Source organism: Protofrankia sp. Cj5 (assembly GCF_917627405.1).
GTDB lineage: Bacteria > Actinomycetota > Actinomycetes > Frankiales > Frankiaceae > Protofrankia.
Map to the genome: position 1 here is coordinate 1 of NZ_CAKJTO010000138.1, position 10,583 is coordinate 10,583.

A 10,583-nucleotide genomic window follows, 5' to 3' on the forward strand; every position below is an offset into this window, starting at 1 on the left:
ATGGGGAATCTTTCAACTCCCACCCGGAGCATTTTTCTAAGCTACTGTTGGAATCCGGTCGAGTCAGACCATTCCGGACTATCCGGCGGAAGCCTCGACGGCTACCTTCGATCACTCGCAGAGAGTGTCGAGCCGGGGTTGGGGCCACCGGCGCTTCTCGGCTTCGGTGTCTCCCGGCTGTCCGCCGGCAAGGAGAACATTACGGGTGCAGAGCGGGAACGTCAAATGTCAACGGCTTCTCGATCTGTTACCTACATCACATCGCCTGAATGTCGTCTTGACCAACCTGTCTGCTATGGGACCATCGGGGGCTGTTGCCGCCGCGCCGGCCCCGCTCCTGATCAGCCGGTCGACCGGTCGACCGGTCGGCATTCCCGTCACGTCGCGGGCCCGACTCCTGACGGGGCCGCCGCGACCCCGCCAGGAGCGGCCTGCCAGACACGTGGTCGCCAGATGTTCATCCAGCGGTCATCTATTGATGATCTGCTCTCGTCTGAAGGCCATCAGAAGCTCTTTGCCCACTCACGGTCACGTACGAGCCGTTCGGTGATTGCCGCGAGCTGTTCGCGTACCCGGGCCGGAGCTGTCCCGCCCGGAGCCGAACGAGCCTCCAGCGCGCCTTGGACGGAGAGCACCGTGCGCACGCCCGGAGCCAGGCGCGGGTTGATGGCCGCCAGGTCGTCGTCACCGACCTCGTCGAGTCCCACCTCACGCGCGGCGCACCAGGCCACCAGTTGCCCGACCGCCTCGTGCGCCTCCCGAAACGGCACTCCACACCGGACGAGGTACTCAGCCACATCCGTGGCCAGCGCAAACCCCTCGGGAGCGGCCGCGGCGAGACGCTCCCGGTGTATCCGCATGGTCCCCACCGTGCCCGTGGTCGCCGGCAGTACCAGCAGCAGGGTGTCGACCGCGTCGAACACCGGCTCCTTGTCCTCCTGCAGGTCACGGTCATACGCCAGCGGCAGCCCCTTGAGCACGACGAGCAGTCCGGTGAGCGCGCCGATCAGCCGGCCGGACTTGCCCCGCGCGAGCTCGGCGACATCCGGGTTCTTCTTCTGCGGCATGATCGAACTACCGGTGGCGAACGCGTCGTCCAGCTCGACCCAACCGAACTCCCGGCTCGTCCACAGAACGATCTCCTCGCCGAGCCGGGACAGGTGCACACCGATCAGCGCGGCCGCGAACAGGAACTCCGCGACGAAATCACGGTCGGAGACCGCGTCGATCGAGTTCGCGAAGGCCGAGTCGAAACCGAGCTCCCGCGCGACGCCGTGCGGGTCGAGCGGGAGCGAGGAACCGGCCAGCGCGCCCGCGCCCAGACTGCACACGGCGGCACGCCGGTCCCAGTCCCGTAACCGGTCCACATCACGCGCGAACGCGTGGACGTGGGCGAGCAGCTGATGGGCGAACGAGATCGGTTGGGCATGCTGGAGGTGGGTCATCCCGGGTGCCGGCGTGTCCACCTGTGCCGCCGCCTGGTCGACGAGAGCTAGTTGCAGGTCGACGAGACACCCTGCCACCTGCCGGGCGTGCTCCCGCAGATACATCCGAAGATCGGTGGCTACCTGATCGTTACGGCTTCGCCCCGCCCGCAGCTTGCCCCCAAGGGTGCCGAGGCGCTCGAGCAGACCCCGTTCCAGGGCCGTGTGCACGTCCTCATCGTCAACCGTCGGTCGGAAACGACCGGTTCGCACGGCTTCGGACAGATTGTCCAGGGCCGCGAGGACGGCGGTGAGCTCACCGTCGTCGAGCAGGCCGGCGCGGTGCAGCACGCGGGCGTGCGCGCCCGAGGCCCGCAGGTCGTACGGGGCGAGCCGCCAGTCGAACTGGACGCTGACCGACAGGCGCGCCAGCGCCTGCGCCGGACCGCCGGCGAAACGACCACCCCACAGCCGGGTCGGCGGCGCGGACGCCGATGGCCCTGAGCCCGGTGGTTCGCAGGCCGATGTGCTCACCGGGACAGCCGCTGTTCACGAGCTGACCACACCGTGGTCGGCAGGCCCCACAGGTCGATGAAACCCCGTGCGTCACGCTGATCGAACTGGTCGCCCGCGTCGTAGGTCGCGAGAGCGTGGTCGTAGAGACTCGCCTCGCCACGCCGTCCGACCACCTGGGCCACACCACCGGCGAGCCGGATCCGGACATCGCCGGTGACCCGGGCGCTCGTGGAGTCGATGAACGCGTCCAGCGCCGCCCGCAATGGCGAGTACCACAGGCCGTCGTAGACAAGCTCGCCCCAGCGCTGGTCCACCCCCCGCTTGAACCGGGCGGCCTCGCGCTCGAGGGTGAGGTCCTCCAGGTCACGATGCGCGGTCAGCAGGGTGATCGCCGCCGGGCATTCGTAGATCTCCCGGCTCTTGATCCCCACCAGCCTGTCCTCGATCATGTCAATGCGCCCGACGCCCTGTGCACCGGCGCGGCGGTTCAGCTCGGCGATCAGGTCCACGAGAGGAAGGGCCCGGCCGTCCAGAGAGAGCGGCAGCCCGTCGACAAAACCGATGGTCACCTCGTCCGGCTCCCCCGCGGTGGTCGGGTCAGCGGTGTAGACGAAGACATCCTCCGGGGGCTGCGCCCATGGGTTCTCGAGCACGCCGCACTCGGCCGTACGGCCCCACAGGTTCTGGTCGATCGAGTAGGGCGAACGCGCGGTCACATCGATCGGCAGGTTGCGCTCGTCCGCGAACGCGATCGCCTTGTCCCGTGTCATCCCCGAATCCCGCACCGGCGCCAACACCGACAGGCCCGGGGCAAGAGCCATCACGCCCACCTCGAAACGCACCTGGTCGTTGCCCTTGCCGGTGCAGCCATGCGCGATGACTCCAGCGCCGAAGGTGCGGGCTGCCTCGACGAGGTGACGGACAATGACAGGCCGCGACAAAGCCGAGATCAACGGATAGCGGTCCATGTAGAGAGCGTTGGCCCGGATGGCCGGGGCCACGAACGACTGGGCGAACTCCGCGCGGGCATCGACCACGACGGATTCCACCGCCCCGCAGGCCAGCGCCCGTTGCCGGATCAGCTCAAGATCCTCACCACCCTGGCCGACGTCAACGGCCAGCGCGACCACTTCGGCGCCGGTTTCAGCACCGATCCAACCGATAGCCACGGACGTGTCCAAGCCGCCCGAATACGCGAGTACGACGCGGTCGGTCACTACGGATCAACCTTTCCACAATCATCAGGGCTGCCTGCCGCGCCAGAAAAGCCAACGCCACGCCGCACTCAGCCAGATATTTTTAGATCATCACACCAGGATTGCAAAAATCATTTTGCTCTGTGTATCAGGCCGGCGGGACTTGGCCGGCCAGGTCGGCAGATGGGCCGTTGACAGGTGAACCACGGGAGCGCCCGTCCGCAAGATCGAGCAGCCGTGCGGCGAGTTCGGGGCCGGTGGGGTCGGTACCGCCAGCCGGATCAGCAACGGCGATCAATGCCGGCCGGCAGATCACCAGGACTGTGTCATCGCCAGCGATGGTGCCCATGACCTCTGGCAGCCCCGCCCGGTCCAGCGCCGAGGCGAACAGTTGCGCCGCACCCGGCGGGGTCCGCAGGACAAGCAGGTTCCCGTTGGCCTCCGCCGAAACGAGCAGATCCTCACAGAGCCGGCCGAGCGGCAGCCGCACGGACTCGGTCGGCGCCAGGTTGACATCGACGGCATACACCAACGCACCATCCGGGCCACGCACCTTGGTCGCGCCGAGATCCTCCAGATCACGGGACAGCGTCGCCTGGGTGACCTGGATGCCCTCCGCCGCCAGCAACCGAGCCAGCTCCGTCTGCGAACGCACCCGCTGGCGGGCTATCAGGGCCGCAAGCCTCGCCTGCCGCGCGTGCTTGGTCAGCGGCGCGGCAGCGTGCCGGGAAACCCTGGGTACCTGGGTGCTCATACGGCGGCCTCCGTGGCGAGCACCGCGGGGAGCACCGTGGCGAGCACCGTGGCGAGCACCAGCGGCCAAGGAGCCTGGCGAAGGAGGACGCCGGGGCACACCATCACGGCGTGACCTTGCCAGCCAGCGCCCGGGGGGACGGCCGCGAGACCGGATCGGTCTGGTCGAGCAGAAACGCCAGCAGCGCTTTCTGGGCATGCAGCCGGTTCTCGGCCTGGTCGAAGACAACCGACCGGGGGCCGTCGAGGACGGAACCCGTGATCTCAAGGCCACGGTGCGCTGGCAGGCAGTGCATAATGATCACATCAACGGCGGCGGCCTCCACCACCTTCTCATCGAGCTGATACGGCTGAAAGACCAGCGACCGGCTGTCAGCTTCGCTCTCCTGGCCCATCGAGGCCCAGACATCGGTGTACAGCACGTCCGCACCGGACGCGGCTTCCCGCGCGTCGTGCGTCACGCTGACCGTGCCGCCAGTCCTCGAACAGATCTCGGCTGCCTGCCGCAGCACCTGCTCGAAGGGCTCGTATCCGGGCGGCGAGGCCACCCGGACCCGCATGCCGGCAAGCGCGCCAGCCAGCACCAGCGAATGCGCGACGTTGTTGCCATCCCCGAAGTAGGCAAGGGTCAGCCCAGCGAGGGTGCCGCGGTGCTCCCGGATCGTCTGCAGGTCCGCGAGCGCCTGACACGGATGAGCATGATCGGAAAGAGCGTTGACCACGGGCACCGAGGCCGCCGCCGCCATCCGCTCCAAGCGGTCCTGCGCGAACGTCCGCACCACGATCGCGTCGACATACCGGCTGAAGACCGCAGCCGTGTCCTCGATGGACTCGCCTCTGCCCAGCTGGGTGGCGGCCGCATCCACGACCACGGGGTGGCCACCGAGCTCGGCCACGGCGACGTCGAACGACATCCGGGTGCGGGTGGACGGTTTCTCGAACAGCAACGCCACCGAGCGGCCAGCAAGTGGCCTGGGCCCAGCGTCGCGCACCCGGCGGGTCGCCTTCACACGGTCGGCCGCGTCGAGCAGGGCAGCCTGTTCATCCGGCGTCAGGTCGGTGTCGAGGAGAAAGTGTCGGATGGTCATGAGGTGGCCTCCAAAGCGAGCATCGCAGCGAGCGCCAGCGAACGAGGAGCGCAGCGGCGGAGGACACCGGGACACACCGTCATGAGGTGGCCTCCATGCCTTGCGGGACACCCGCACCCGGTCGGCCGGGGCATGCGCAAAAAGCGTCGCACGCCCCAACCTCCATCGCGAGCATCGCAGCGAGCACCAGCGAACGAGGAGCGCAGCGGCGGAGGACACCGGGACACACCGTCATGCGCAGACCTTAGAGTCTTCGGCCGCGGTCAGCGCCGCTCGGCCGATCGCGGGCAGCGCCGCGACAAACGTGGCCGCCTCAGCGGCCGAGAGCACCAACGGCGGGGCGAGCCGCACCGCGTCCGGACTGACGGCATTGACCAGGAAACCCGCATGGCAAGCGGCGGTTTCGAAGGCGGCGGCGAACGGCGAGTTCAGCTCGATCGCCAGCCACAGCCCACGGCCGCGGACCCCCACCACGCCCGGCACACCGGCGTCGAGGATCCCGTCGGTCAGGACGCGCCCGACCTCCACCGCGTTCGCGATCAGTCCGTCCCGCTCGATGGTGTCGAGCACCGCGAGCGCGGCCGCGCAGACAATCGGCCCCCCGCCGAACGTGCTGCCATGGTCGCCGGGACGCAGGAGCTGGCCGGCCGGGCCGAACCCGACGCAGGCTCCGATCGGCAGGCCGCCGCCGAGTCCCTTGGCCAGTGTCACGATATCGGGGACGATCGCCTCGCTCTGGTGCAGGAACCAGGTGCCGGCCCGGCCGATACCGCTCTGGATCTCGTCAAGGACGAGCAGCGCGCCGGCCCGGTCGCAAATGGCACGGGCCGCCCGCAGGTAGCCGGGCGGCGGCGGGATCACCCCTGCCTCGCCCAGCGTCGGCTCCAGGAAGACCGCGGCGGTACGGTCGCTGACCGTCGCCGCCAGGGCGGCGATATCGCCATAGGGAACAAAGCGTGCGCCGGGCAGCAGCGGTTCGAACAGCGCCCGTTTGGACGCCTGGCCAGTAATCGACAGAGCGCCTAGAGTACGTCCGTGAAAAGATCCATCCGCTGCGACGATCTCGGTGCGGCCGGTCCGCCGAGAGATCTTGATGGCCGTCTCGTTGGCCTCCGCGCCCGAGTTGCAGAAGAACACCCGACCAGCGACGCCCAGCAGTCCCAGCAGCCGCTCGGCCAGGGCGACCTGCGGTTCGTTCACATAGAGGTTGGAGACATGGCCGAGGCGCCCGACCTGATCGCACACCGCGGCCTGCACCGCCGGGTGGCAGTGGCCGAGGGCGCTGACTGCGACCCCGGCGATCAGGTCGAGATACTCGCGCCCGTCCGCGTCCCACACCCGGGTGCCGGCACCGCGTTCCAACGCGATCCGCGGGCGGCCGTAAGCCGCCATGATCACAGCATCCCGGCGATCGAGCAGGTCAGCGTTCATGGGGTTCCTCCCACGGTATGCACGGACGTGGCGGCGGGTACAGCGGCCGCTGTGGTCGCGGCGGTGTCCACCGTGGCCGCAGCTGGCGTGATCAGAGTCCCGATCCCGTCATCGGTGAAGACCTCCAGCAGAACGGCGTGTGCCACTCGGCCGTCAAGGACGTGGGCCTGCGGCACGCCACCGTGCACGGCTCGCAGGCAGGCCTCCATCTTCGGGATCATCCCGGTGGTCAGCGTCGGCAGGAGGGCAGCGAGCTCCGCCACGGACAGCTCGCTGATCACCTCGTCGCTGTGCGGCCAGTCCGCGTACAGGCCCTCGACATCGGTAAGGATGACCAGCTTCGCCGCGCCGATCGCGGTAGCCAGAGCGGCCGCGGCAATGTCGGCGTTGACGTTGTAGACCCCGTCGTCGATCCCCCGGGCGACGGTGGCGACCACCGGGACCTTGCCGGAGTCCAGCAGCGCCGTCAGGGTCTCCGGGGCGACCTGGACGACGTCCCCGACCAGCCCGATATCGATCTCGCGGCCGTCCACGACCGCCGGTTTGCGCCGCGCGGTGAGCAGGTTGGCATCCTCACCGGACAGGCCCACCGCGAACGGGCCGTGACTGTTGATCAATCCAACGACATCCCGGTTGACCTGGCCGACCAGGACCATCCGGACGATCTCCATCGTCTCCGGAGTGGTCACCCGCAGGCCACCGGCGAACACCGACTCGACACCGAGCCGGGCCAGATGGGCGGTGATCTGCGGCCCGCCCCCGTGGACCACGACCACCCGCAGGCCCGCGTAGCGCAGGAACACGACGTCCGCGGCGAACGCCTCCCGCAGCACCGGGTCGGTCATGGCGTGGCCGCCATATTTGATCACAATGGTGGAACCGTGGAACCGCGACAGCCAGGGCAGCGCCTCGATCAGCACGGTGGTCTTGGCCAGCGCGGCATGCCCCCGGGCCAGCGCCGGGGGCCGGCCCGCCCCCGGTACGGCGGTCATGTCGAGTACGCCGAGTTCTCGTGGACGTACCCGTCGGTCAGGTCGTTCGTCCAGACCGTCAGCTCACTGGGGCCGGCGTGCAGGTCGATCCGGATGGAGACCTCCCGGCCGGTCAGGTCGACGAGTTCGCGCGGCTCCCCCGGCCCGCCCGCCCGGCACACCCACACTCCGTTGATCGCGACGTCGAGCGCGTCCGGTTCGAAGGATGCGCGGGTGGTGCCCACGGCCGCGAGCACCCGGCCCCAGTTCGGGTCGTTGCCGTAGAGCGCGCACTTGAGCAGGTTGCAGCGCGCGACCGACCGGCCGACCTCCAGCGCGTCGGCCTCGTCGGCGGCACCGGTAACGGTGATCGCGATCGTCTTGGTCGAGCCCTCCGCGTCGGCGAGCAGCTGCCCGGCCAGGTCAGCGCAGGACTCGGTCACCAGGCCAGCGAGCGTTTCCGCGGATACCCGCACGCCGGACGCACCGTTGGCCAGCAGCAGCACGGTGTCGTTGGTCGACATGCAGCCGTCGGAGTCCACCCGGTCGAAGGTGGTACGGCAGGCGTCCCGCAGCAAACGGTCGGCGGTGACCGGGTCGACGACCGCGTCCGTGGTCAGCACCACGAGCATCGTGGCGAGCGCCGGCGCGAGCATCGCGGCGCCCTTGGCCATCCCGCCGACCGTCACTCCACCAGCCGCGCGCACAACCTGTTTGCTGACGGTGTCGGTCGTACAGATCGCCTCGGCCGCCGCCGGCCCGCCGGTGGCCGACGCCCCGGCCACCGCCTTGGTAACGCCGGGCAGCAGCAGATCCATGGGGAGCCGTATCCCGATCAACCCGGTCGAGCAGACGGCGACCTCGCCCGCACCCATCCCCAGCAGGCCGGCGGTGTGCTCGGCGGTGCGATGGGTGTCGGCGAAACCGGCAGGCCCCGTACACGCGTTGGCACCGCCGGAGTTCAGCACGACCGCCCGCAGCCGGCCGTCCGCGAGCACCTGACGTGACCAGATGACGGGCGCGGCCTGCACCCGGTTGCCGGTGAACACACCCGCGGCCGTGTCCGACGGACCGCCGTTGACGACAACCGCGACATCCGGACGCCCGGACGGCTTGAGCCCAGCCGCCACTCCTGTGGCCCGAAACCCCCCCGGGGCAGTCACGCTCACAGCCTTACACCCATGATCGCTCCTTACTGCGTCGGTATGAAAAGCCACTGTCAGCAGGGCCGAATGCGAATGATTGAATTCAGGCGGCGGACGCCGGATCCTCACCGCGGGCCAGCCAGGCCAGCCAGGCCAGCCGGTCGGAGGTCAAGGGGCAGGAGCCGAGGAGGTTAGGGGCCGGCAGGTTACGGCGCGATGCCCGACGATGTAAGGCCGCTGGTCTCCGGCAGGCCGAGCATGAGGTTCGCGCACTGCAGCGCCTGGCCGGCAGCGCCCTTGCACAGGTTGTCGACGGCAGCGACAACCACCGCCCGCCCGCTCTCGTGATCGGCGGTGACCTGCAGGTGGACAGCGTTGCCGCCCAGCGTCGCCGCGGTGCGGGGCCAGCGCCCCGGCGGCAGGACCCGGACGAAGGGCTCGCCCGTGTAAGCCGCGTCCAAGGCGTCGCGGAGCATATCGGTGGTGACCGCCGAGCCGAGCCGAGCGGTACAGGTGGCGAGGATGCCGCGCGGTGTCGGCGCCAGGACCGTCGTGAACGACATGGACACGGGCGTGTTCACCAGACCGCGCAGCGCCTGGAGGATCTCCGGGCGGTGCTGGTGGCGTCCGACCCGGTAAGCGGTCAGGTCATTCATGACCTCGCTGCCGAGCAGGTTCGCCTTGACCGACCGTCCCGCGCCCGAGGTGCCACTGGCCGCCACCACCACGATGTCCTCGGTGTCGACCAAGCCCGCGCCCAGCAGCGGCGCGAGGGCGAGCGTGACCGCGGTGGGAAAACAGCCCGGGGCCGCGACGCGGGTGCTGGCACGGATCGCCGCCCGTGCGCCGGGCAGTTCCGGCATCCCGTACGTCCAGGTTCCCGCATGGTCGCCGCCGTAGACCCGCAGCCAGGCCTCGGCGTCGGCGAGCCGGTGGTCCGCTCCGAGATCGACCACGCGGACGCCATCCGGCAGTGTCGCCGCGACAGCGCCGGACCTGCCGTGCGGGAGCGCAAGAAACACAATGTCGGCGTCGACGCTGGCAAGAGCCGACACGTCGGCGAAGACCCGGCCGGTGAGATCGGGGAGATGCGGATGGACGTCGGTGACGTCCTGCCCGGCCGACGAACCCGCCGCCAGTGGGCCGATCTCGATCTCCGGATGCCCGAGCAGCAGGCGCAGCAGCTCCCCACCCGCGTAACCACTCGCTCCCGCCAACGCCGCTGTCATCCCCATGACTGAAAACTTATACACACATCATCATGATCATGCAAGCATGTCAGCAGCCGTTCCCGGCCCGCCGCACGGAGACGACCGCCCGTCCCGCAACGCCGGGCGAGCTGCCAGTACGCGAATAGCTCACAGCGACCGCATGCCTGCCGGGGCAGGCAGCCGCCAGCGTCATGGCGGATGCTCCGATGCCGAGAGCGCGCTGTACGCAGTCGTGCGGCTCGACACCTCGGCGCGCCTGCCCATAGAGGTCATCCACTGGTTCGGGTCGGCACGGGCCGCAGGCTGGTGGGCCCGCACCGCCAGCTCGGTGATCTGTGCCTCGAGGTCCTCACGGGAAGCGAAGTCGCCACAGCGCACCAGTCGACGGGTCAGGACACCGAACCACTGCTCGATCATGTCCAGCCCGGAGGCGTGCTTCGGGGTGGCCGCGCCTCGGCCTCTGTCGGCACCCGGGTGACCGTGACATGGGACCATTCTTCGGCCTGTCCGGGCGGCGGGACCGCGGTCGCGGTCGCCACGACCGCCAGCCGAGCCGACGGCCCGTCTTTCATGGTCGCATGAGCGACCTCGATGGCTGGCTCGCGATACGCGACGATCGAGGGACCGGCCTCCAGATGCGCCTGCCGGCTAGCCGAAGAGCTGGTCGAGGGTGTCGGCGGTCAGAACGCGGACGGTCCAGGTCCGCAGCTGATCAGCGGAGGCGTTGCGCACGGTGGTCAGCAGCGTCTCGGGAAGCGGGCCGAACTTGAGCATCAGCTGCTGGACAAGGGTCTCGACACGACCCTCGGCACGCCCCTCGGCACGCCCCTCGACCCGGCCCTCGGCGT

At 69.5% G+C, this 10,583-nt stretch carries 9 protein-coding genes and 1 pseudogene; all 10 read right to left on the reverse strand.

The annotated features are described in order from the left end of the window. Positions 1-503 precede the first annotated feature (503 nt). On the reverse strand, positions 504-1,958 hold the full coding sequence (gene argH / locus MJ777_RS20495; RefSeq protein WP_239347325.1) for an argininosuccinate lyase: 1,455 nt from the start codon (positions 1,956-1,958) through the stop codon (positions 504-506). After that, positions 1,955-3,157 (reverse strand): argininosuccinate synthase, encoded by a 1,203-nt coding sequence (locus MJ777_RS20500; protein ID WP_239347326.1) that lies wholly within the window; start codon positions 3,155-3,157, stop codon positions 1,955-1,957. Before MJ777_RS20500 ends, argH begins: the two co-directional genes overlap by 4 nt. Positions 3,158-3,284: 127 nt before the next feature. Next, positions 3,285-3,890, reverse strand: coding sequence for an arginine repressor (gene argR, locus MJ777_RS20505; RefSeq protein WP_239312009.1), 606 nt, complete (start codon positions 3,888-3,890; stop codon positions 3,285-3,287). A gap of 103 nt (positions 3,891-3,993) precedes the next feature. Beyond that, entirely contained in the window at positions 3,994-4,977 is a 984-nt protein-coding gene (gene argF / locus MJ777_RS20510; RefSeq protein WP_239377493.1) for an ornithine carbamoyltransferase, read from the reverse strand. Positions 4,978-5,208: 231 nt separating this feature from the next. Further along, the gene (locus MJ777_RS20515; protein WP_239377494.1) at positions 5,209-6,408 is read right to left on the reverse strand and encodes an acetylornithine transaminase; all 1,200 of its coding nucleotides are present in this window, start codon (positions 6,406-6,408) and stop codon (positions 5,209-5,211) included. Then, a complete protein-coding gene (argB, locus tag MJ777_RS20520; protein ID WP_239377495.1) occupies positions 6,405-7,400 on the reverse strand; it encodes an acetylglutamate kinase in 996 nt (331 codons plus the stop codon). Before argB ends, MJ777_RS20515 begins: the two co-directional genes overlap by 4 nt. After that, a complete protein-coding gene (gene argJ, locus MJ777_RS20525) occupies positions 7,397-8,548 on the reverse strand; it encodes a bifunctional glutamate N-acetyltransferase/amino-acid acetyltransferase ArgJ (protein ID WP_239311991.1) in 1,152 nt (383 codons plus the stop codon). The genes argB and argJ overlap by 4 nt, the downstream gene beginning before the upstream one ends. Positions 8,549-8,730: 182 nt before the next feature. Beyond that, positions 8,731-9,759, reverse strand: coding sequence for an N-acetyl-gamma-glutamyl-phosphate reductase (argC, locus tag MJ777_RS20530; RefSeq protein WP_239347335.1), 1,029 nt, complete (start codon positions 9,757-9,759; stop codon positions 8,731-8,733). Between the two features lie 165 nt (positions 9,760-9,924). After that, positions 9,925-10,152, reverse strand: a complete 228-nt coding sequence (locus tag MJ777_RS20535) for a hypothetical protein (protein WP_239311988.1) — start codon at positions 10,150-10,152, stop codon at positions 9,925-9,927. A gap of 231 nt (positions 10,153-10,383) precedes the next feature. Beyond that, positions 10,384-10,583: pseudogene (locus MJ777_RS20540) on the reverse strand (transposase); the annotation flags it as partial.

Bases quoted from the DNA above. Each gene is read 5' to 3' on its own strand.
- MJ777_RS20535 (WP_239311988.1), bottom strand. From the start codon at position 10,152: ATGATCGAGCAGTGGTTCGGTGTCCTGACCCGTCGACTGGTGCGCTGT.
- argC (WP_239347335.1), bottom strand. From the start codon at position 9,759: ATGGGGATGACAGCGGCGTTGGCGGGAGCGAGTGGTTACGCGGGTGGG.
- argF (WP_239377493.1), bottom strand. From the start codon at position 4,977: ATGACCATCCGACACTTTCTCCTCGACACCGACCTGACGCCGGATGAA.
- argR (WP_239312009.1), bottom strand. From the start codon at position 3,890: ATGAGCACCCAGGTACCCAGGGTTTCCCGGCACGCTGCCGCGCCGCTG.
- MJ777_RS20515 (WP_239377494.1), bottom strand. From the start codon at position 6,408: ATGAACGCTGACCTGCTCGATCGCCGGGATGCTGTGATCATGGCGGCT.
- argB (WP_239377495.1), bottom strand. From the start codon at position 7,400: ATGACCGCCGTACCGGGGGCGGGCCGGCCCCCGGCGCTGGCCCGGGGG.